This window comes from Photobacterium sp. GB-50, from assembly GCF_003026755.1.
Classification (GTDB): Bacteria; Pseudomonadota; Gammaproteobacteria; order Enterobacterales; family Vibrionaceae; genus Photobacterium.
The window spans coordinates 355,168-378,707 of the sequence record NZ_PYNX01000001.1; the positions used below are offsets into that span (position 1 = coordinate 355,168).

The window sequence follows — 23,540 nt, forward strand, 5'->3', positions numbered from 1 at the left end:
ATTACTCATTCATTGAATTAACGTCACCGGCATATCGATATTATTTTTTTATACTGCTCGTTTAAGCAGCATTGATTTAATGTGACCAATCGCTTTTGTTGGATTTAGTCCTTTAGGACAAACATTTACACAGTTCATTATGCCATGGCAACGAAAAACACTAAATGCATCATCAAGATTTGATAATCGTTCATCTGTTGCTGTATCACGGCTATCAATTAACCATCGATATGCTGCCAATAAGCCTGCAGGCCCAATAAATTTATCAGGATTCCACCAAAATGATGGGCATGATGTCGAGCAACATGCACACATAATACATTCGTACAAACCATCTAACTGCGCGCGATCTTCAGGCGCTTGGAGGTTTTCACGAGCCGGTGGAACTGCTCCATCATCAATTAAGAAAGGTTTTACTTTTGCATAATTGGTGTAGAACTGTTCCATGTCGATAATCAGATCACGAACAACCGGTAATCCCGGTAAAGGGCGGATAACAATCGTGCTCTTATCCATTAAAGCTGATAATGGTGTAATACAAGCTAAACCATTTTTACCGTTCATATTAATGCCATCAGAACCACACACACCCTCACGACATGAACGACGGAAAGACAGCGTAGAGTCTTGCTCTTTTAACAGAATAAGTGCATCAAGCACCATCATATCTGAGCCTTCTGGCACTTCTAAGGTATACCCTTTCATGTGTGGTGCATTATCCACATCAGGGTTATAGCGATATATTGAGAAGTTGAGTTTCATCTTATCTATCCTCCCTTAGTAAGTACGTGCTTTCGGCGGGAAAGCTTCACGATGAACTGGCGACATGTTTACATCACGCTTAGACATAGCTTCTGTCTCAGGGTTGTAAATAGAGTGGCATAACCAATTAGCATCATCACGTTCAGGGAAGTCGAAACGAGCATGAGCACCACGACTTTCAGTACGGTAGTTAGCCGCGACTGCCGTTGCCATTGCTGTTTCCATTAAGTTTTCAAGCTCTAAGCATTCAATACGTTGTGTATTAAACTCAGAAGAAGTGTCATCTAAACGCGCATGCTTTAAACGTTCACGAATTTCTTTTAGCTCTGTAAGACCCGTTGCCATCGCATCACCTTCACGGAAAACCGAGAAGTTGTTTTGCATACAACTTTGAAGATCTTTACGAATTTGAACAGGATCTTCACCTTTTTGCGTAGTGTTCCAACGGTTAACACGGGCTAAAGAGGCTTCTATATCAGAATCTGTGGCAGGACGAGCTTCTGTTTGTGCAGCCAACGTTTCACCTAGATGTAAACCCGTTGCACGACCGAAGACGACCAGATCAAGTAATGAGTTACCACCTAAACGGTTAGCACCATGCACAGATACAGATGCGATCTCACCACAAGCGAAAAGACCTTGTACTTCTTGATCAACACCAGATGCTGTTTGTTTAAGGGCTTGGCCTGATACCTGAGTCGGTACCCCACCCATCATGTAATGACAAGTAGGAATAACTGGAATCGGCTCTTTAACAGGATCAATATGGGCAAAGGTACGCGATAATTCACAAATACCAGGTAGACGCGATTCAAGAACATCTTTGCCTAAATGATCAAGTTTCAATTTAATGTGAGGTCCCCATGGGCCATCGCAACCACGACCTTCACGGATCTCAACCATCATTGAACGTGCAACCACATCACGACCAGCCAAATCTTTAGCATTAGGTGCATAACGCTCCATGAAGCGTTCACCATCTTTATTTAAAAGATAACCACCTTCACCACGACAACCTTCAGTTACCAGTACACCCGCGCCAGCAATACCCGTTGGGTGGAATTGCCACATTTCCATATCTTGCATTGGAACGCCAGCACGAAGCGCCATACCAACACCGTCACCAGTGTTAATGTGCGCATTTGTTGTCGAAGCGTAAATACGGCCAGCGCCGCCTGTTGCAAGGATAGTAGCTTTAGATTTGAAGTAACAAATCTCGCCTGTCTCCATACACAAAGCAGTACAACCTAAAATTGCACCATCTTGGTTTTTTACTAAATCTAACGCATACCACTCAGAAAAAATCGTCGTTTGATGCTTAATATTTTGCTGATAAAGCGTATGAAGTAACGCGTGACCAGTACGGTCAGCAGCAGCGGCTGTACGCGCAGCTTGCTCACCACCAAACTCTTTAGACTGACCACCAAATGGGCGTTGATAGATAGTACCGTTGTCAAAACGCGAAAACGGTAGCCCCATTTTTTCTAATTCAATAACTGACTTAGGGCCATTTTGACACATGTATTCAATAGCATTCTGATCACCAATGTAATCAGAGCCTTTTACTGTGTCATACATATGCCATTGCCAATTATCTGGGTGTGAATTACCCAGCGCAACAGTAATACCGCCCTGCGCAGATACAGTATGAGAGCGCGTAGGGAACACTTTTGATAGCAAGGCACATTTTAGTCCTTGCTCTGAAATTTGTAATGCGGCACGCATACCCGCACCACCAGCACCGATAACAACGGCATCAAACTCACGAACTGCAATGCTCACTTACACACCCCACACAATAAAGAAACCCGCAAATAGGTAAACAAAAAGAATTGCTACAACAACAAACTGCAATCCCACTCTTAAAACGGCAGGTTTAATGTAGTCTGTTAACACTTGCCACAAACCAATCCAAGCATGTACAAGAATGGAAACCAAAGCCAACATAGTAAAAACTTTGGTACTGATTTGATTGAAGAATGCACTCCAAGTTTCAAACGTTAGCTCAGGGCCAAACGCAAAGAAACCAACCATATATACGGTGTAAAGGGTCAAAATGATCGCTGTAGCGCGGATCAGAATAAAATCGTGTATACCATTACGGCCGACGGAAGATACGTTATTTACCATACTAAGCCTCCTGCAAATACTGCTAGTACAGCGACAATTGCAAAACTAACTTTGGTACTTGCAATGCCTGTGTCCATTTCTTCGAAATAACCTAAATCCATCAACAAATGACGGACACCTAAAACAATGTGATAAAACAATGCGGTCAATACTCCCCACAGGATAAATTTCACAAAAAAGCTATCAGTAACACTAACAGCGGATGTAAAACCTTCAGGAGAAGATAAAGATAGGTTTAGCAGCCACAGCAAGATGGCAAGGGATACGAATGTAATCACACCTGAAACGCGGTGTAGGATTGACGCTATCGCAGTAAGCGGAAAGCGAATCGTTTGTAGGTCGAGATTGACAGGTCTTGGCTTTTTTACTTTCACGGTTTGCCCACTCAGCTCCATTGAAGCAATTTATTTTTTTATTAAATTCTCTGAGATATACGTACAAGCCAACAAACAAGTGCAACAAAAATTCAATATTAGGTTATTATTATGTTGAGCAGACGTTGTAAACGTCATTACCTAACTCTTAAAAATAAATGACACATGTTTGTAAAATCCTGGCGGGTAGTATAACCAGAGACCTTGCCTCACTATACGCCCCGTAACATTCAAAAACAATTCCAGTTACATGATGTCAAACACGATTCTCATAAATTAATACTTTTTGATTTAAAGTTATTAACAAGCGCACACAAAGAAGCACAATAATTGACAAAAGTTGCGCCTGACGGTACAACAAATGCACATCCGCATCGGATTAGGATTATAAAAATAGCAAAGGAGATTGTTATGGCAGATAAGAAAGCTACTCTTCATGTTGAAGGGAAAGCACCTATCGAACTGCCGATTATCGGGGGCTCTGAGGGCCAAGATGTAATTGATGTGCGTAAACTTGGTGCAAACGGCTTTTTTACATTTGACCCAGGTTTTCTAGCAACAGCCTCGTGTGAATCTCAAATTACATACATTGATGGCGAAGAAGGAATCTTGCTTCACAGAGGTTTCCCGATTGATCAATTAGCCAATAACGCAGACTATTTAGAAGTTTGTTTTGTCTTGTTATACGGTGAGGTCCCTACCCGAGCTGAATACGAGCAGTTTAGAACAACAGTTACACGCCATACCATGGTGCATGAACAAATCGCGAGCTTTTTCCATGGCTTCCGTCGTGATGCACACCCAATGGCTATAATGTGTGGTGTTGTTGGTGCTTTATCTGCGTTTTATCATGACTCTCTTGATATTAACAACGATACACACCGTGAGATTGCAGCATTTAGATTGTTATCTAAGATGCCGACATTAGCGGCAATGTGTCATAAGTACACCATCGGACAACCATTTATTTATCCTCGTAATGATCTTGATTACGCGGAAAATTTCCTTCACATGATGTTTGCAACACCTTGTGAAGAATATGAAGTAAGCCCTGTCGTTGCGCGTGCTATGGATAAGATCTTTACCCTACACGCAGATCACGAGCAGAATGCTTCAACGTCAACGGTTCGTCTTGCGGGCTCTTCTGGTGCTAACCCATTTGCTTGTATTGCGGCAGGTATTGCATCTCTTTGGGGGCCTGCGCATGGTGGTGCTAATGAAGCTTGTCTTAAGATGCTTGAAGAAATCGGAACTGTAGAAAACATTCCTGAGTTCATTGAGCGTGCAAAAGATAAAGATGACCCATTCCGCCTAATGGGCTTTGGTCACCGTGTTTACAAAAACTACGACCCTCGTGCAACCGTGATGCGTGAAGCTTGTCATGAAGTGCTTGAAGAGCTGAAGATTGAAGATCCATTACTAGATGTTGCAATGGAACTTGAGCGTATTGCGCTTTCTGATGAGTACTTTGTCAGTAAGAAATTATACCCTAACGTAGATTTCTACTCTGGTATTATTTTAAAAGCGATTGGTATTCCAGTATCAATGTTTACGGTGATCTTTGCGATGTCTCGTACCATTGGTTGGATTGCTCACTGGAACGAAATGCACAGTGATCCAACAAATCGTATTGGTCGACCTCGTCAGCTTTATACTGGTGAATCATTTAGAGAATTTAAGCCTCTTCATGAGCGCGAATAAATTTTCTTGAAAGTGATGATAAATAAAAAGGTTGAGTTTAAATACTCAACCTTTTTTATTTCATCTATCAAAAGACTAGCTAGCCTATACTGGGTTATCGATGTCGATAAACGCCACATCAAAGTTATATTCTTGTGCTAACCATTCACCTAATGCTTTTACACCATAACGCTCTGTGGCGTGATGACCCGCAGCAAAATAATGAATACCTAATTCGCGTGCAATATGCGTGGTTCTTTCAGATACTTCACCCGAAATAAAGGCGTCACAGCCTTGCTGAACGGCTAATTCAATATAATCTTGCCCGCCACCAGTACACCACCCCACTTTTTTTATTAAATGAGATGAACTCGGTGCGATATGTAATGGTTCACGTTGAAGTGCCATCGCAATTCTTGCCGCAAAATCCTCACCACAGATCGCTTGATCTAACTCACCATAAATAGCAACTGAACGAGGATTGCCTAACTCTAAACCACCAGTGATGTCTAAATCTAAACGTTGGGCTAACTGTACATTATTGCCAACTTGCGTATGTACATCTAATGGCAAATGATAAGCATATAAATTAATCCCATTTTCAATCAACGCTTTAATACGTCGATATTTCATACCACGAATTTCAGCAGGCTCACCTTTCCAAAAAAAGCCATGGTGGACAACAATTGCATCGGCTTTCTCTTCAATAGCTCTATCAATCAGTGCCTGACAAGCCGTTACGCCAGTAATAATTTTTTTAACGTCGGGTTTGCCTTCAACTTGTAACCCATTAGGACAATAATCTTTGATCAAGTGAGGAGAAAGAAACTCATTAAGTACGGTTTCTAAAGCAAAATTATTCATCTAATGTTGTCCTTAATCTTATAACTAAAATCTTTTTTAATACTACGATATTAGTTTACTAAAGCTATCTTTATATTAAGAGTTTTCTCTGTATTAACAGTAAATAAATGGTATAAAAAAAGCTGCCAATGGCAGCTTTTAATATTACATGGAAATTATTTTAAGCCTTGCTCAATTTTTTTAAGCCATACAGGCTGAGCGCTAGTTTGCACCCAGTAGCGATGTAAGAAACTACCCATACGCGTACGTTTATTGACAGGTAATAAAAGTAAAACAGGTAATGAAAGCAGTCCTGCTAGTACAACAAAAACGCGACGAAAAGTAATATTGAACTTTGAATACTGAGTGTACATAACAGAATCTCTTTATGACTAAATCTGTCACCACTTTAATCGAGTTTATGAAATATTACTACAGATTTTCGTGTAACTTTTCGTCAATATTGTGTCATACGCCTATATACAAGCGAGTTATGTAAGAATGTTACAAAAAGAAATAGATAAACAATTAACGAAGGATTATCTCGCTGCACTCAATATGCCAAATTTAATCTCATCATACGACTATGTCTGTGACGACACTTGGTTTGAGGTATTTAATCGCGACGCACAACTTCCCTGCATAGCGCCCTATACTGGAAATCGCCGCTTAGGGTTTTACTATCAATGGCTATGGCAGCAATTAATTATTTCTCACCCTCATTACGAATTGATGGAAGAAGAAGTCCAACTTCATTGGCATAAACAGACTGTTGGCTCTATTGATTTTCTGGTTAAAAACTTACGGACTGATGAAATTGAACATTGGGAAGTCGCCATCAAATTTTATCTCGCCTATAACAATAGCTGGCCAGGACCAAATGCTAAAGACAATCTCGATAAGAAAACCAATCGAATGATTGAACATCAACTCAGACTGAGTGAGCATGATGCATTTAAAACTACCTTTGATGAACAGCCAACCAAACGTCGACTCATCATGCAGGGGCGATTATTTCACGCTTGGCCTGAACCTCAGCAAGGCTCAACTATTATTATCAACCCAAAGGCTAACACAGGATTATGGTGTTATCAGTCTGATGCTGCACATCTAGTTTTGAAAGTATTGACGAAAAAACAGTGGATCGCGCCACCAGCTTTCGCTGAACTTGATGAGTACCTCTCCCCAAATAAAATCACGGTACCAACACAGGCTGTTGATAAAAAAGATAGAGTATGGTTTATCGTTCCGAATCACTGGCCAAAGCATAATAGTGAATTGAGAACATAAGCTTCATATATAAAAAAACGCCCATTGTGGGCGTTTTCTTTATCCATATAACAGGTTATAAACCTGCGTCGGCAAAGACTTTACTGACAATTTCCTGTGCTTCTTGCTCAATAAGCGCTAGATGTTCTTTGCCCTTAAAGCTTTCACAATAGATTTTGTAAATATCTTCTGTACCCGATGGACGAGCAGCAAACCAACCATTTTCAGTCGTCACTTTTAAACCACCAATCGCAGCACCATTACCTGGCGCATGAGTTAGACGTGCGGTGATTGGTTCACCAGCTAGTGTTTCAGCTGAAACCATTTCGGGAGAAAGCTTACTTAATACCGCTTTCTGCTCTTTATTCGCGACAGCTTGCAAACGAGAATATTCTGAACGTCCAAACTTATCTGCTAACTCTTCGTAATATTCTTGCGGTGTTTTACCTGTTACAGCAGTGATCTCTGCAGCTAACAAACACAGTAAAATACCGTCTTTATCTGTTGACCAAGGCGTGCCGTCTTTACGTAAGAAAGATGCACCCGCACTTTCTTCACCGCCAAAACCTAACTTACCGCTAAATAAGCCATCAACAAACCATTTAAAACCGACTGGAACTTCAACAAGTTCGCGGCCTAATGCTGCAACAACACGATCAATCAACGCACTAGATACTAGTGTTTTACCCACTGCAACTTGCTTAGCCCAATCGTTACGATGACGGAATAAGTAATCAATACATACGGCAAGATAATGGTTAGGATTCATTAAACCTGCAGGTGTTACGATGCCATGACGGTCGTAATCAGGGTCGTTACCAAACGCTAGATCGTAATTATCTTTGTACGCCAGTAACCCAGCCATTGCATATGGTGATGAACAGTCCATACGCACTACGCCATCTTTATCTAATGACATAAAACGAAATGATGGGTCAATAGATTCATTAACAAGTGTTAGATCTAGCGCATAATATGCGGCAATTTGACGCCAGTATTCAATACCAGAACCACCAAGAGGATCTACACCCAACTTCAGCTCTGATTTTTGAATCGCGTCCATATTTATAACATTTACAAGATCTGCGACATACGGTGCAACTAAATCTTGCTCAACAACAAGTTGTGAAGCTAAAGCGTCGACAATAGATACACGCTTAACATCTACCAAACCGTTTGCAATGATTTCATTAGCACGGCGTTCAATCGCTGTTGTTAATTCACTTTCAGCGGGTCCACCATGGACAGGATTATATTTAATACCGCCATCTTGAGGTGGATTATGTGATGGCGTGATAACAATACCATCAGCTTTATCATCATGTGCTTTGTTGTAACAAAGGATAGAGTGAGAAATGCCAGGTGTCGGGGTATATCCCTTACCTTGTTGAATAACAACTTGAACATTATTAGCAACAAGTACTTCTAATGTTGAAGTAAAAGCAGGCTCTGATAATGCATGGGTATCTTTTCCTAAAAAAAGTGGCCCCATCACTCCATTTTCAGCACGCACTTCAGCAATGGCTTGTGCAATGGCCCAAATATGATGCTGATTAAATGTGCCTTTATCTGCTGTTCCTCGATGACCTGAAGTACCAAACTCTACTTGCTGCGATACATCTTGAGCACTTGGCTCTATAAGAAAATAATTAGCGATAAGTGCTGGAATGTTATGCATATCTTCTTGCTGAGCTCGTTGCCCAGCACGAGGATGAATAGCCATAGTTTTATCCTTGTTATTTGACCTCAATATCTGACAATTAGATTTCGCCACATACCTTATCAATAATGTCTGAACCAAATCCCATCTTAGTCATCAGCTGGTCAATCATTTGACGCTTACGCTCAGTATTTGTATTTGTAATCACCCAGAATGGTGTTGATGGAATCGACTTAGGTTTCGTCGTTTTACCACTTGCTAGTAACGTTTCTTCATCATGAGCAAAGTAAACGCGGGTACGACCTTTAATTGCAGCAGCTTCAGCAAAGCCTTCTGCATCAATGCTATACAAAGAAGACAAGATCATCATAAAACGACCAATTGCTTTTTCTTGTGCGGCAAATTCATCAGAGATCAATACTGTTCGCATTTCTTTAACACGATCCATCGTTGGTACATTGCCAGCATCTTTACTAACAACGATCCCTTTCGGACGAACAGGCATTACCACAGCAGGCTGCTGTAGTAGTTGCTCTTCAGGCACCATAAGCAAGCGACGCAAAATATCAGAAGCACTTTCACCAATATGTTGAGTTTGGCTAGCAATATAACGATATAGTTCTTCGTCTACTTCAATAGTCTTCATCGTATTATTCATTATCGTTCCGTTAAAAAATCTGGCTACGATTATAGCTTGATCCGAGGTTATACTCTACGGTAAATACCACAACTAATTAGAGAAAATAGTCAGTGAATCTTCATTATCAAGTTGAAGGCGATGGAAAAACGATCATTTTGATCCATGGCTTATTCGGCAGTGCTGCTAATCTAGGGCTTTTAGCCAGATATTTGAAAAATAACTATAAAGTAATTAGCGTTGATCTTCGTAACCATGGATTGTCCCCACACAGTGATCATTTTACCTATCAGGATATGGCACAAGATGTGCTGAATGTGATCAACCACTTAGATATTGATCAATTTTCGGTAATTGGTCATTCAATGGGTGGAAAAGTAGCCATGGCATTGGCTGCATTAGCACCAAATCACTTAGAACATTTGGTTGTATTGGATATGGCTCCGGTTAGCTATCAAACACATCGGCATCAAAATGTGTTTAATGGTTTACAAGAAGTGAATAAACATACCATTACCAAGCGTAGTGAGGCCGAACAGTTTCTTGCTCAATATGTTGAAGACGCCAGTGTTAGACAATTTTTACTTAAATCTCTCGCCAAACAGGGTGAACATTACCAATGGCGATTTAATGTTGATGGAATTATTGCCAACTACAGCACCATTATGGGCTGGCAGCCTGCTGTTGAACCATTCAAAGGCAAAACATTATTTATTAAAGGTCAAGAGTCTGACTATATTGAGCCTAAATATCGCGATGAAATTATGCGTCAATTTCCTCAGGCCAAAGCACATATGGTGGCAAATACTGGACATTGGCTCCATGCCGAAAAACCTGAAACGGTGACCCGTATCATCACAAACTTCCTTGATAAATAACATGCTTATCTCGTTGTTAGCATGCTCATTAACAACGAGATATTGCATAACCACAATGTTAAATACTTTTTTAACTATGCTATAGTCTCATCAAATGGATATACCTGAATGACTTTAAATACCAAGTATTTTGAGGTTACTTGGGTATATATCAAAAGGATTTGTTATGCTTTATGGATACATAGACTTAATTAAATCTATTGGGCTGGATCTTGTTTTTACCACTATTTTTTCTTTCTCGGTATGGCAATAAAAGATGTCTTAAAACAAGGTAATGTCCATCCTTTTAGACAAAAAGTTGTTCGGCTAGTCTAATTTCTGGCTGTGCTGGATTTATAACCAAAGGCATTATTCAGCTAAGATGGGAAGATACTGGGATTTAATTATTAGCGTTAATTGTGTAACTTATGATGATTATATCAACACCTAAACACTTAGTTCTTGCGGGTAATGCTACCGTTTAGACGAAAAAATATACAAAACGTCAGTAAACAGTAATTATCATTGCACCGTTTCTACTGATTTCTGTAAACTGCGATGCAGCAGTTAACTATTTATATACGGGTAATCTCTACTATGGCAAGCGTTGGACTCTTCTTTGGTAGCGACACAGGTAATACCGAAGCTGTCGCTAAAATGATTCAAAAGCAACTTGGTGACAAGCTAGTTGAAGTAAAAGATATCGCAAAAAGCAGCAAAGAAGATATCGACAACTTTGATCTATTGCTACTTGGTATTCCTACTTGGTACTACGGTGAACCACAGTGTGATTGGGATGACTTTTTCCCAGAGCTTGAGCAAGTTGATTTTTCAACTAAACTTGTGGCTATCTTCGGTTGTGGTGACCAAGAAGATTACGCAGAATATTTCTGTGATGCGATGGGTACTGTGCGTGACATCGTTGAAGGTCGCGGTGCAACTGTTGTGGGTAACTTCTCAACAGAAGGCTTTGAGTTTGAAGCTTCAAAAGCACTTGTTGATGACAACCACTTCGTAGGTTTATGTATTGATGAAGATCGCCAACCAGAGCTTACAGCACAGCGTGTTAAGCAATGGGTTGAGCAAATTTATGATGAAATGTGCTTAGCAGAACTTGCTGATTAATCGCATTGAGATCATCAAAAAAACGCGCTTATCAAGCGCGTTTTTTTATACATCTTTTTAGCGATATTTTCACTCAAGATATCGCATTCGATTCCGTTCGATATTCTGGTTTTTTCCTTACATATAAGGTTCGCTCAACTTGAGAAACTAACTCCCCTCGACTATTTAATACATTGACCGTAAAAGAGGGAAAATACTTATCACCAGATTTTGTTACTTGCTTTATCTCTTCAATACACTGTTCAGAAATCACAAAATCAGCGGTTAAATCACTATCGCCCGGTTGAATAAAGTTGATATTTGCTTGTTTATCCCAGACATAATACTCACGTCCAAGTATGCCCATTAACATCAAAGAATAAACAGGATCTGTAAGTGAAAAAATACTTCCACCATACTGTGTACGGTTTGCATTCTTATTCCACCAGCGCAGCTTCAATTTTATACGAACATATCGAAAATCATCACTGATCGTCATAATCTTAATACCCGCCCCCCAAAAGGGTGGCCATAGATTCAGCGCACATTTCACAACACTTGGCTTATAAACGTTAAACAATATGAAAGCCCCCATCTGGTACGATGAGTTTATATTTACATAAATTTTACATACATTCAAACACTAGAAATTATACATATCTCCTAGTTTCCTCTGCTTTTAAGGTTTATTGTTATCGTTGCGTCACTTATAATAGTTAGAAATGAAAAAGACTACTGCAACACCTTTGCGGATAGCCAATAGGAAATTTTGATGTCAGATAATAATCATGCGCTAAAACAAGCAGGCTTAAAAGTTACTCTTCCACGCCTTAAAATTTTGGAAGTACTGCAAGAACCTGATTGCCAACACATCAGTGCTGAAGACTTGTACAAAAAACTTATCGATATTGGCGAAGAAATTGGCCTAGCTACAGTCTATCGCGTACTCAACCAGTTTGATGATGCAGGCATTGTCACACGACATCATTTTGAAGGTGGTAAATCTGTTTTCGAACTATCAACTCAACACCACCATGATCATCTAGTTTGTTTAGATTGTGGTAAAGTTATCGAGTTTTCAGATGACATCATCGAAGATCGTCAAAAACAAATTGCAGAAAGCTTCAATGTTCGCTTAACAAATCATAGCCTATATCTATATGGTCATTGCATGAAAGGCAATTGCGCCGAAGATGAAACTCTTCACGACCCAAAGTAATACTTTAAAAGAGCCAGTGTATTTCCACTGGCTTTTTTATTTGATACTTAGTTCACCTTTCAAACATTGTTACAAATAACCACATTACAAAATGGTGTTTTTTACTATATATCTATGCCAACTATTTTATATGGATGTTATAGATGAAAGTAAAACCATTAGTACTCGCATTAATCACCACCCTATCTCTTTCAAGCCTAATATCTAACGCAAATGCTTGTACTCGTATCCTTTGGCAAACAGAAGATCATGGTGTCTTTGTTTCTCGTACTATGGATTGGTCTGAATCCACAAACCCTTACTTAGCAAACTTTCCTCAAGGTTCAGAATACACAACGCACCTGAGTAATAAGAACCTTGTTACATCCAAATTTGCTGTCACGGGGATCACTGCTTACGGCGTTCTAATGGATGGTATTAACTCACAAGGGCTCAGTGGTAATATTCTTTATGATGGTGGAATGGATCTCGGCAAAGGGAATAATAAACAAACCGATGGCGCAATTACCTACCTTCGCCATATGTTGTCGCAACATAAAACAGTGAATGATGTTGTAAAAGCAGCCACCGCACTTGCCCCTAACGAAGAATTTATTGAAGGAATTCCTGTTCGCATTGCTCTGCATTTATCTTTCCAAGATCCAACGGGCGACAGCGCTATTATTGAATGGCGTGAGGGCAAACCTCAAATTTGGCATGGAAAACAATATACCGTCATGACAAATCAGCCTGGTTATGCCCAACACCTTGCGAATATTAAACGTTCTGCACGTGGATGGGGCGAACAAGATCAACAATGGAGCCAAACAAATTTAGGCACTGGCGGTAACACTAATCCTGAAGATCGTTTCGTTCATGCCACCTATTTTTCAGAGCACTTAAAAGAACCAACGAGCATCATCAATGGCATTTTAAAGCTCGAGTCAACGATGTTTCGTATTCCTCATGATGCGCCAAACCGCCCTATTAACGGTAAAATGACAGGTTACGCAACAGAGTATTCGGTAAATAGGCATTTACAATCAGGTGAGACTTTCGTTCGCTATCAATGGGGAGATATATTTAGTCAATTTAAATACAACACCCAAGATATTCAAAAATCAGGCAAAATGATTTTCTTCAAATTAAGCAATGCTGAGCTTGCGGGGAATATTACAGAGCAAGTCATTAACTCTGGACATTAATAGCCATGTTATATCATCGATTTAGATAGCTATTAATAAAAAACCGCATCACAAGAGCGATGCGGTTTTTATTAGCTGAAATCAGAGACTGAATTAGTCGCCAATTTTCGCCCAAGTATCACGAAGGCCGACTGTGCGGTTGAAGACTAAATGCTCAGGGCTTGAGTCTTTGTTATCTGCACAGAAGTAACCCATACGCTCAAATTGGTAAGCTTTTTCAGCTTCAGCAGCAACCAATGATGGTTCAACGAAACCGTTAACTACTGTTAGAGAGTCAGGGTTGATCACTGATACAAAATCATCTGCCGCACCAGGGTTTGGTACTGTAAATAGGCGATCGTATAAACGAATTTCTGCTGGAATACCCGCTTCTGCTGATACCCAGTGAATAACACCTTTTACTTTACGACCATCTGCTGGGTTCTTACCTAATGTATCTTTATCGTAAGAACAGAAAATTGTGGTGATATTACCTTCCGCATCCTTTTCGATGCGATCCGCTTGAATCACATAGGCGCCACGTAAGCGAACTTCTTTACCTAATACTAAACGCTTGTATTTCTTATTCGCTTCTTCGCGGAAATCTTCACGCTCAATGTATAGCTCGCGGCTAAATGGCACTTCACGCGAACCCATTTCAGGTTGATTCGGATGATTAGCGACAGTAAGCATTTCTGTCTCACCATCAAAGTTTTCAATCACAACTTTAACAGGATCAAGAACCGCCATTGCACGTGGTGCGTTTTCGTTTAGATCGTCACGAATACAAGATTCTAGTGAGCTGATCTCGATAGTGTTGTCTTGCTTAGTCACACCGATACGCTTACAGAACTCACGCATAGATGCCGGTGTGAAACCACGACGACGCAGGCCAGAAATAGTTGGCATACGTGGATCATCCCAACCATTAACCAATTTATCAGTCACAAGTTGGTTCAGCTTACGCTTCGACATCACAGTGTATTCAAGGTTTAGACGGCTAAACTCATACTGATGCGGTGTACAATCGATAGTGATGTTTTCAAGAACCCAATCGTATAGACGACGGTTGTCCATGAACTCAAGGGTACAAATAGAGTGCGTAATGCCCTCTAGCGCATCAGAAATACAGTGTGTGAAGTCGTACATTGGGTAAATGCACCACTTATCACCCGTTTGATGGTGAGTCGCAAAACGTACACGGTAGATCACTGGATCGCGCATAACCATAAATGGTGATGCCATGTCGATCTTCGCACGAAGACACATTTTGCCTTCTTCAACCTCACCGTTCTTCATTTTGTCGAATAGAGCTAAGTTTTCTTCAACGCTACGATCGCGGTATGGGCTATGCTTACCTGGCTCAGTTAATGTGCCACGGTACTCACGCATCTGCTCTGGACTTAGCTCATCAACGTACGCTAAGCCTTTATTAATTAATTCAATTGCGAACCCGTATAGCTTATCGAAGTAGTTTGATGAATAACAAATATCACCGCTCCACTCAAAGCCCAACCAGTTAACATCGTTCTTAATAGACTCAACGTATTCGATGTCTTCTTTCTCAGGGTTAGTATCATCAAAACGAAGATTACATTGACCCTGATAGTCCTGAGCAATACCGAAGTTCAAACAAATAGATTTAGCATGGCCGATATGCAGGTAACCATTCGGCTCCGGCGGGAATCGGGTATGTACGCTTGTATGTTTGCCACTTGCTAAATCCGCATCAATAATTTGGCGGATAAAGTTAGTTGGACGAGCTTCAGATTCACTCATCAATTACACCTCGTGTGCTTACAGGATTGAGAACTGTATATGATCCATAAATATGGCTCATGACTCAACAAATAGTATGCATTGTTTGTCGATATGGATAAAAAAGCCCCGTAATAACGGAGTTTGTATCCTACCACTATACATTAATGCCCTAATTAGGCGCATTAAAAACATGACCATTAATTTGATAGCCATGATTTTTATCTAACTTAATAAAAAAAGCCGATGAAGGTTTCCCTTCACCGGCTGATATTTTAACAGTTAAAGCGTGTTTACATCGTAACTTATAGTGATGTTACACGGCTGAAACGTTTACCGTCTGCGCTTACTGCACGGATTTCAACTTTACCCGTTACACTTGGTTGTGCTTTCGCATTGTAAGTGTTCCACGTTTTGCCTTCGTCCGTTGAGTATTGTAGTGCTAAGCCAGGCATACTTACGTTCATTGCAAGTTTACCATTTTCAATTTTTGCACCAGGTACTGGTACACGGTACTGAATACCTGCCGCATCAAGTTTAGCTAGTTCACGTTGACCAAGAACGTTAGCAAAACGCTCCCACTCGTTGTGAAGGGCTTTCTTGTCCACAAGGTTTGAGTCTTGTGAGTATTCAACACCTGCTTGGTACTCATTTTCCCACTCACCTTTGTGCCATGCACGCTCAGCCGCTGCTAGTACGCGAGGGAATACCATGTACTCGTATTGATCATCGTTACCTACAGTTTCACTCCAAAGCTGAGCAGACAGACCGTGGAAGCCTTTCGATTCAACCGTACCTTTACTTGCAAAGCCATTGCCATCACGATCGAGTGATGTTTCTGCGTTCTGAGGTAAGTTTGCAGGTGCAAAACCAAACATCTTACGTGTATCTGTTGCACGTGTTGCCCAGTAGTAACCGCGCTCTGATGGATCTACTTCATATGGCATATCCATGTATACGTAATCTGGGTTTGATACTACAACATCATAGCCTTTGTTAGCCCACTCGTATGCAGATGCACCACCACCCCAGTATAGAACGTCCCAGAAGTTCACACGTACGTTATCTGTGTCAAATGCTTTCGCATCTTTCGAGTACTTCAAGCCATCTTGCCATGCTTGGAAATTCTCAATACCCTTGCTATTAACCACAGCACTTACACGCTCAGCAAAGTAGCTTGGTAGACGATCGTAATCACTTACCACACCTTCTGCGATCAATTTCTGACACATTGGTGATTTTTGGTATGGCTTATCTTGCTTAGATTGATCAATTGAACCCGTCCAAGCTGTTTGCTCTGCAGCGTTAATATCTTGGAAGCCTGCATTTAACTTGATGTTCTTCGCTTCATCACCACCGAAATGCCATGTATTTAGCGGCATACCCGCGTCTTTATGCATTGCTTGAATTTCAGTAATGACTTTATCAACAAACTTTGCTGACGAATCCATACATGGGTTAATAAAACTACGCTTATCGTAGAACTGTACTGTCGTTACGTTTGACGTATCTTGTGGATCCATCAAGCGATATTCATTCGCTTCATCCATCTTGCCTTCAGCAGCTAGACGCTTGTAACGCGCTTCCATTGCTACCACCGCTGCACGCGCGTGAGCTGGCATATCAATTTCAGGGATCACTTCGATACCACGTGCTTTCGCATATTTTAGAATATCTAAGTAATCTTGCTTGCTGTAGAAACCTGAACCATCGTTCTCAGATGTTGGGCCTGAGCCTAGTTGAGGAAGAAGACAGCTTGTTTCTGATAAATCATGACAACGCTTACCACCGATTTCTGTCAATTCTGGAAGACCCGGAATTTCGATACGCCAACCTTCATCATCAGATAGGTGGAAGTGGAATTTGTTCATCTTGTACGCTGCCATTTGATCTAGCGTACGTAGGATCGCTTCTTTAGAGTGGAAGTTACGACCCACATCAACCATTACACCACGATAATCAAAACGTGGTGCGTCCAATACATTTAATGTTGGAATGCTGTTATCTGCACCGGTAGACATCAGTGAGATCAGAGACTGCATACCGTAGAACGCACCTTGGTTATCAAAACCAGTAACGGTGGCGCCCTTCTTAGTTACGTCTAGCTTATAAGCACCAACAATTTGCTGATCCTTCTTAAACGAACCCGGTAAAATTGTTACTTTTACTGGGTATTCACCCTGCGCGTTCACACCAAGCTGTGCTAAACGAGCCTCTACTGCAGCCATCATGTCAGCAGGTAGCGTTAGGTTGTCGATCTTAATACCGTTAGCTAGAGAAACAGTATCGCCAGTTAATTTAGTACTTAGCGGTGTAGGTAAAATAGTGCCAGCTACTTCTTCAGAAGCCACTAAGTTTACATCGCTGTTTTTCTCAAAACGTGTTTCTGGTGTCGCTAATACGTTATTATCCGCTTTAACACGCTTAAATTGATCGCCTTTTAATGGCGTTAAGTAATCTGCAGGGTTAGCTGTATCTGTGCTAACAATTGTTTTTGGTTCTGCATTACCTGCTGTTACATATGCACGAGGCATGTAATCATTTTCAAATAAAGTCCAATATTCACCGATGTAAGGGATAACAACCTTTTCACCTTCAGCAAAACCATCGAACTTATCTGTTGGCTCTAGTGTGTGTAGATCACCTGTTACATGAGTAACTTTGAATTGATCATTCTGCACTTCTAGGATTTGACGAATACTGCTGAAGTAAATTTTCCAATCTTTATTCGTCACCGCTGGACCTTTATTTTCCAGCGTTAAATTAATCAAATCACATGATGCCCATTCCGCACCCAGTGTTTTACATGGCAAGCCTTCTTCTGCACCGTGCTGAATAGCGACTTCGTAGTTAAGATCTAGGTTTGACGCTAGGTTATTTACTACAGTTTGATCATTGTTTCCTTTACTTGCACAACCCGTCACCGCTAATGCAATAAAAGATGCTAACGCCGTAAGTTTAATAGTCATGATATATTCCTTTCTCCCGATATCTCTCTAAAAAAGTGAAGAGAAAATCAATACGAGCCCAAACGTTGGGTACTCAAAATGCCGGCCCTATCATTCCATGTTTGAAAATAATAAGGCCGGTTTTATTAAAGGTCTTGCGGTATTACTTAATTACTGAAGAATTCAGGTAATTATGGAAGTTTTACAGAAGATAGATCTTCTGACGCTGGGATTTTCTTCATTTCGCCAGCAACAATTTCAGCTAGAGGGCCAAGGATAACCTGAAGGTTATTTGAACCTAGTTTAACTACACCCATCGCACCTAGTGCTTTTAACGTTTTCTCGTTAGCAAGACTGCTGTCTTTTAGCGTTAGGCGTAGACGTGTAATACAAGCATCAATGTTCTCTAGGTTACCGTGACCACCCAGTGCTTTTAAGTACTGCTTCGCTAGCTCGCTAGTTTCTGCAGAACCTGCAACTGATGAAGTCTCTTCTTCGTCGTCTTCACGGCCAGGCGTTTTAAGGTTGAACTTAACAATCGCGAAGCGGAATACAAAGTAGTAGATGAAGAAGAATGCAATACCTTGAACAATCAGCATATACCACTGAACAGCTAGTGGGTTGCGTGATGACAAGAACATATCAACTAGACCTGCAGAGAAACCGAAACCTGCAATCCACTGCATAGATGCTGCGATGTATACAGATAGACCCGCTAGTGCTGCGTGAATTACGTACAGTACTGGTGCTAGGAACATGAATGCAAATTCTAGCGGCTCAGTAACACCTGTGAAGAATGATGCAAAACCAGCAGCTAGTAGTAGAGATGCTACGCGCTCTTTATTCTTCGCTTTCGCAGTGTGGTACATCGCAAGTGCCGCACCTGGTAGACCAAACATCATGATTGGGAAGAAACCAGCTTGGTACATACCAGTGACACCTGGAGTTGCTGTACCTTCAGCGATTGATTTCGCGCCGCCTAGGAAGTTAGGAATATCGTTAATACCTGCTACGTCAAACCAGAATACTGAGTTTAGTGCGTGGTGAAGACCTACAGGAATCAATAGACGGTTGAAGAATGCGTATAGACCCGCACCTACAGAACCCATACCTTGGATGCTTTCACCAAAATGTACTAGACCGCCGTAAATTGATGGCCAAACAACCATCAAGATACCTGCAATAACGATACCAGCAATAGATGTTAGAATTGGTACTAAACGCTTACCACTAAAGAACGCTAGTGCTTTGTGTAGTTCTACGTTTGAGAAACGGTTGTACAACTCAGCTGATACGATACCGACTAAGATACCTACGAATTGGTTATTGATTTTACCAAATGCAGCTGGAACTGCGCTTGGGTCAATACCTTGGATTTGCGCGACTGCACCCGGTGCAAGAAGCGTTGTTACCACAAGGAAACCTACAAAACCAGAAAGTGCTGCTGCACCATCTTTATCTTTAGACATGCCGTATGCAACACCCACTGCAAACAGTACAGACATGTTATCAATAATTGCCGCACCAGCCTTGATCAAGAAAGCAGCTAATGCAGAGTTTGCACCCCAGCCGTTCGGATCAATCCAGTAACCGATACCCATTAAGATTGCCGCTGCAGGAAGTACTGCAACTGGCACCATTAATGCCTTACCTACTTTTTGAAAATATCCAAGAATATTCACCCTTAGTTCCCCCTATGGTTTTCTTAGATGTAATTAAATAACTGTTTATAAGCTATCTGTATTAAGTTATTCGCAGTTTAAGAAATTAATTTCGCCCCGCAAATTAAAAGCTCATCATTTGTGATCTCAATCACCGACGGAGGTTAGAACTGAGTGATTTTGCTAGCTCGATCATAAAACTTATTTTATCATTCGAAACAAAGGCGCTATGTCGCTAAGATTTTTCCTGTTTTAACTTTCTTCAACGAGGTATCAACGTGAGACTAATCCCGCTAAATAACGCTAAAGATGTTGGTTTATGGTCAGCTCGCTACATCGCAGATCGTATCAATAAATTCGAACCATCAGCTGAGCGTCCATTTGTATTGGGTCTACCAACTGGTGGTACACCACTTGCAACTTACAAACGTCTTATCGAGCTATACCAAGCTGGTGAAGTAAGCTTTAAACATGTTGTTACTTTCAACATGGATGAGTACGTAGGCATGCCTGCAGATCACCCAGAATCATACCGTAACTTCATGTACAACAACTTCTTCAACCACGTTGACATCCAAGAAGAGAACATTAACCTTCTTGACGGTAACGCAGAAGATCACGTTGCTGAGTGCCAACGTTACGAAGATAAGATCAAATCTTACGGTAAAATCAACCTATTCATGGGTGGTGTAGGCAACGACGGCCACATTGCTTTCAATGAGCCAGCATCATCATTAGCATCTCGTACACGAATCAAAACACTAACGCACGAAACGCGTATTGCTAACTCTCGCTTCTTCGATGGCGATATCAACCAAGTACCTAAGTACTCGCTAACTATCGGTGTTGGTACTCTGCTTGATTCTGAAGAAGTCATGATCCTTATCACTGGCCACAACAAAGCACAGGCACTACAAGCTGCGGTTGAAGGCAGTGTCAATCACCTATGGACAGTATCTGCACTGCAGCTACATCCTAAATCAATGATTGTTTGTGATGAGCCATCAACTCAAGAGCTAAAAGTGAAGACCGTTAAGTACTTCCAAGAACTAGAAGCGGAAAATATTAACCACCTTTAATCCTATTAAGGAATATTCATGTACGCGCTTACCAACTGTAATATTTTTACCGGTAGCGAAGTGCTGAATAACCACGCCGTCATTATTGACGGCGTGAACATTCATGCAATCTGCCCGATTAATCATTTACTCGATGGCATCGACACTATCGATCTTCATGGTGCAAACCTCTCTCCTGGCTTTATTGACTTACAATTAAATGGTTGTGGAGGGGTGATGTTCAACAATGAAACCACCGCCGAAGCCATTGATATTATGCACCAAGCCAACCTAAAATCAGGTTGTACTAGCTTTCTCCCTACGCTTATCACCTCCCCCGACGAAGACATGAAACGTGCAGTTTCAGCTATTCGTGACTATCAAGCAAAATACCACAATCAAGCATTAGGCCTACACCTAGAAGGCCCTTATATTAATGTTGTAAAGAAAGGGGTTCACCGCCCGGATTTCATTCGTCCAGCGAGTGACGATATGATTGCGTTCTTGTGTGATAATGCTGATGTTATTACTAAAGTCACTCTCGCACCTGAACTGAATTCACCTGAGCATATTGAGAAACTGATTGATTCAGGTATTGTCGTATCGGCAGGACACAGTAATGCGACATACGAAGAAGCAAGACAAGGCTTCGATCTCGGTATTAGTTTTACTACGCATTTATTCAATGCGATGAGTCCAGTAGAAGGTCGTTCGCCAGGTCTAGTTGGCGCTATTTACGATAGCAGTGAAATCTATACAGGCGTTATTGCTGACGGTTTCCATGTTGACTATGCCAATATCCGCATGGCTCATAAAATGAAGAATACGCGTTTAGTTTTAGTGACCGATGCCACAGCTCCAGCAGGTGCAAACATCGATAGCTTTCTTTTTACTGGGACAAAGGTATATTACCGAAACGGCATGTGTGTAACTGAAGAAGGCACACTTGGTGGTTCAGCACTGACAATGATTGAAGCAATTCAAAATAGTGTTGAACATGTAGGTATCGCCTTGGACGAAGCGATTCGTATGGCCACACTTTATCCTGCTCGCGCTATTGGTGTAGACAAGAAACTTGGGGCTATAAGAAAAGGCATGGTAGCAAATCTTACTGTGTTTGATCGCGATTATCATGTTCAGGCGACAATTGTTAATGGTGAATACAAACAGAGCTAATTATGACAGGCGGACAAATTGGTAATGTTGATCTCGTAAAACAGCTAAACAGTGCAGCTGTTTATCGCTTGATTGACTTGCAGGGCCCTATTTCACGTATTCAGGTGGCTGATGTTAGTCAGCTTGCTCCTGCCAGTGTTACTAAAATAACCCGCCAACTACTTGAGCGCGGCCTAATCAAAGAGGTCGCGCAACAAGCATCAACCGGCGGTAGACGGGCAATATCGCTGACAACTGAATCAGCAGCATTTCATTCTATTGCGGTGCGTATTGGTCGAAATTACATTGAAATAACCCTTTATGATTTAAGTGGTAACCATATAACAGGTACCGCTCACCCATTTTCTTATACCAGCCAACAAGCCTTAATTGATGGTTTACTTGAGCATATCCAAAATTTCATCAGTAATAACCAAAATGTAATGAAAGAATTGGTTGCATTTGGTATTACGCTCCCCGGCTTAGTGAACCCTGAGCATGGTATTGTGGAATATATGCCACATATTGAAATTGATGACTTTCCATTAGCTGACATTATTAAAAAACAATTCGGTGTTATTTGTTTTGTCGGTAATGATATTCGAGGCCTAGCGCTAGCTGAACATTACTTCGGTGCAAGCCGCGATTGTAAAGACTCAATTCTAGTCAGTGTTCACAACGGTACAGGTGCCGGTATTATTGTTAATGGTCAAGTATTCTTGGGCTTTAACCGTAACGTGGGCGAGATCGGCCATATTCAAATCGATCCTTTAGGCGATAAATGCCAATGCGGTAATTTTGGTTGTTTAGAAACAGTCGCAGCCGATCCCGCAATAGTTAAAAATGTTCAACATTTGCTCGACCAAGGCTATCCAAGTTCATTACAAGCGCTTGAAGATATAACAATGCTTGCGATTTGTAATGCGGCAAATGATGGTGATGAGTTAGCAACCCAAGCGTTGATAAAAGTTGGAAATCAATTGGGCAAAGCTCTTGCGATGACCATCAATTTGTTCAACCCTCAAAAAATCATTCTTGCGGGTAACATTACTCATGCCCAAGAGATTGTTTTTCCAGCGATTCGACGTTGTGTTGAAACACAATCACTCTCAAGATTTCATCATGACTTACCGGTTGTTGCATCTGAGCTTTATAACCAGCCGACCATAGGTGCATTTTCAATGATCAAACGCGCCATGTTAAACGGTGTATTATTACAGCTTCTATTAGAAGACTAATCACAGCACCATATAAATTCAGAG

General features: G+C 41.1%; 21 protein-coding genes and 1 pseudogene. 10 read left to right on the plus strand and 12 right to left on the minus strand.

From position 1 onward, the window contains the following. Positions 1 to 48: 48 nt before the first annotated feature. From C9J41_RS01505 to sdhC, 4 genes are read right to left on the minus strand one after another with little or no spacing between them, the layout of a single operon-like run. Positions 49 to 762 (minus strand): succinate dehydrogenase iron-sulfur subunit, encoded by a 714-nt coding sequence (locus tag C9J41_RS01505; protein ID WP_005370542.1) that lies wholly within the window; start codon positions 760 to 762, stop codon positions 49 to 51. Positions 763 to 777: 15 nt separating this feature from the next. Further along, positions 778 to 2,544, minus strand: a complete 1,767-nt coding sequence (gene sdhA, locus C9J41_RS01510) for a succinate dehydrogenase flavoprotein subunit (RefSeq protein WP_107205579.1) — start codon at positions 2,542 to 2,544, stop codon at positions 778 to 780. Continuing rightward, a complete protein-coding gene (gene sdhD, locus C9J41_RS01515; RefSeq protein ID WP_045148138.1) occupies positions 2,545 to 2,892 on the minus strand; it encodes a succinate dehydrogenase, hydrophobic membrane anchor protein in 348 nt (115 codons plus the stop codon). Further along, a complete protein-coding gene (gene sdhC / locus C9J41_RS01520) occupies positions 2,886 to 3,287 on the minus strand; it encodes a succinate dehydrogenase cytochrome b556 subunit (protein WP_107205578.1) in 402 nt (133 codons plus the stop codon). Before sdhC ends, sdhD begins: the two co-directional genes overlap by 7 nt. 390 nt (positions 3,288 to 3,677) lie before the next feature. Here sdhC and C9J41_RS01525 point away from each other — a divergent pair, with 390 nt between their 5' ends. Continuing rightward, positions 3,678 to 4,967 carry a citrate synthase gene (locus C9J41_RS01525; protein WP_107205577.1) on the plus strand — a complete coding sequence of 430 codons (1,290 nt, stop codon included), beginning with the start codon at positions 3,678 to 3,680 and terminating at the stop codon, positions 4,965 to 4,967. Between the two features lie 84 nt (positions 4,968 to 5,051). On the opposite strand, the gene C9J41_RS01530 is transcribed toward C9J41_RS01525, so the two are convergent. Continuing rightward, entirely contained in the window at positions 5,052 to 5,810 is a 759-nt protein-coding gene (locus C9J41_RS01530) for a Nif3-like dinuclear metal center hexameric protein (protein WP_107205576.1), read from the minus strand. Positions 5,811 to 5,965: 155 nt separating this feature from the next. Further along, a complete protein-coding gene (locus C9J41_RS01535; RefSeq protein ID WP_107205575.1) occupies positions 5,966 to 6,163 on the minus strand; it encodes a DUF2517 family protein in 198 nt (65 codons plus the stop codon). Between the two features lie 127 nt (positions 6,164 to 6,290). On the opposite strand from C9J41_RS01535, the gene C9J41_RS01540 reads away from it, so the two are divergent. After that, entirely contained in the window at positions 6,291 to 7,079 is a 789-nt protein-coding gene (locus tag C9J41_RS01540) for a DUF1853 family protein (RefSeq protein ID WP_107294119.1), read from the plus strand. Positions 7,080 to 7,134: 55 nt separating this feature from the next. Here C9J41_RS01540 and pgm read toward each other — a convergent pair whose 3' ends face one another. Further along, the gene (pgm, locus tag C9J41_RS01545; protein WP_107259387.1) at positions 7,135 to 8,781 is read right to left on the minus strand and encodes a phosphoglucomutase (alpha-D-glucose-1,6-bisphosphate-dependent); all 1,647 of its coding nucleotides are present in this window, start codon (positions 8,779 to 8,781) and stop codon (positions 7,135 to 7,137) included. Between the two features lie 37 nt (positions 8,782 to 8,818). After that, complete coding sequence (gene seqA / locus C9J41_RS01550) at positions 8,819 to 9,364, minus strand: replication initiation negative regulator SeqA (RefSeq protein WP_107245703.1); 546 nt, start codon at positions 9,362 to 9,364, stop codon at positions 8,819 to 8,821. 104 nt (positions 9,365 to 9,468) lie between these two features. Between seqA and C9J41_RS01555 the strand changes: the two genes are divergently transcribed. From C9J41_RS01555 to fldA, 3 genes and pseudogenes are all read left to right on the plus strand, one after another. Continuing rightward, complete coding sequence (locus tag C9J41_RS01555) at positions 9,469 to 10,233, plus strand: alpha/beta fold hydrolase (RefSeq protein WP_107294120.1); 765 nt, start codon at positions 9,469 to 9,471, stop codon at positions 10,231 to 10,233. Between the two features lie 166 nt (positions 10,234 to 10,399). Beyond that, a pseudogene (locus tag C9J41_RS21865) lies at positions 10,400 to 10,616 on the plus strand (DUF2788 domain-containing protein). Positions 10,617 to 10,809: 193 nt separating this feature from the next. Continuing rightward, positions 10,810 to 11,337: a flavodoxin FldA gene (gene fldA, locus C9J41_RS01565; RefSeq protein WP_107205571.1), complete on the plus strand. Its 528-nt coding sequence runs from the start codon at positions 10,810 to 10,812 to the stop codon at positions 11,335 to 11,337. Positions 11,338 to 11,410: 73 nt separating this feature from the next. Here the strand turns inward: fldA and C9J41_RS01570 are convergent, their stop codons facing one another. After that, complete coding sequence (locus tag C9J41_RS01570) at positions 11,411 to 11,896, minus strand: DUF4442 domain-containing protein (protein WP_107245705.1); 486 nt, start codon at positions 11,894 to 11,896, stop codon at positions 11,411 to 11,413. Between the two features lie 192 nt (positions 11,897 to 12,088). On the opposite strand from C9J41_RS01570, the gene fur reads away from it, so the two are divergent. Beyond that, a complete protein-coding gene (gene fur / locus C9J41_RS01575) occupies positions 12,089 to 12,535 on the plus strand; it encodes a ferric iron uptake transcriptional regulator (protein WP_107205569.1) in 447 nt (148 codons plus the stop codon). 143 nt (positions 12,536 to 12,678) lie between these two features. After that, positions 12,679 to 13,719: a linear amide C-N hydrolase gene (locus tag C9J41_RS01580; protein ID WP_107294121.1), complete on the plus strand. Its 1,041-nt coding sequence runs from the start codon at positions 12,679 to 12,681 to the stop codon at positions 13,717 to 13,719. A gap of 93 nt (positions 13,720 to 13,812) precedes the next feature. Here the strand turns inward: C9J41_RS01580 and glnS are convergent, their stop codons facing one another. The 3 genes from glnS to nagE form a co-directional block, all read right to left on the minus strand. Next, entirely contained in the window at positions 13,813 to 15,477 is a 1,665-nt protein-coding gene (gene glnS / locus C9J41_RS01585) for a glutamine--tRNA ligase (protein WP_107205567.1), read from the minus strand. Positions 15,478 to 15,761: 284 nt separating this feature from the next. Then, positions 15,762 to 18,425, minus strand: a complete 2,664-nt coding sequence (locus C9J41_RS01590) for a beta-N-acetylhexosaminidase (RefSeq protein WP_107205566.1) — start codon at positions 18,423 to 18,425, stop codon at positions 15,762 to 15,764. Positions 18,426 to 18,595: 170 nt separating this feature from the next. Then, positions 18,596 to 20,086, minus strand: coding sequence for an N-acetylglucosamine-specific PTS transporter subunit IIBC (nagE, locus tag C9J41_RS01595; protein WP_107245595.1), 1,491 nt, complete (start codon positions 20,084 to 20,086; stop codon positions 18,596 to 18,598). 257 nt (positions 20,087 to 20,343) lie between these two features. Here nagE and nagB point away from each other — a divergent pair, with 257 nt between their 5' ends. From nagB to C9J41_RS01610, 3 genes are read left to right on the plus strand one after another with little or no spacing between them, the layout of a single operon-like run. Then, complete coding sequence (gene nagB / locus C9J41_RS01600; RefSeq protein ID WP_107205564.1) at positions 20,344 to 21,144, plus strand: glucosamine-6-phosphate deaminase; 801 nt, start codon at positions 20,344 to 20,346, stop codon at positions 21,142 to 21,144. 18 nt (positions 21,145 to 21,162) lie between these two features. Beyond that, positions 21,163 to 22,299 carry an N-acetylglucosamine-6-phosphate deacetylase gene (gene nagA / locus C9J41_RS01605; protein ID WP_107294122.1) on the plus strand — a complete coding sequence of 379 codons (1,137 nt, stop codon included), beginning with the start codon at positions 21,163 to 21,165 and terminating at the stop codon, positions 22,297 to 22,299. Positions 22,300 to 22,301: 2 nt separating this feature from the next. Beyond that, a complete protein-coding gene (locus tag C9J41_RS01610) occupies positions 22,302 to 23,516 on the plus strand; it encodes an ROK family protein (RefSeq protein ID WP_107205562.1) in 1,215 nt (404 codons plus the stop codon). Positions 23,517 to 23,540: the final 24 nt, after the last annotated feature.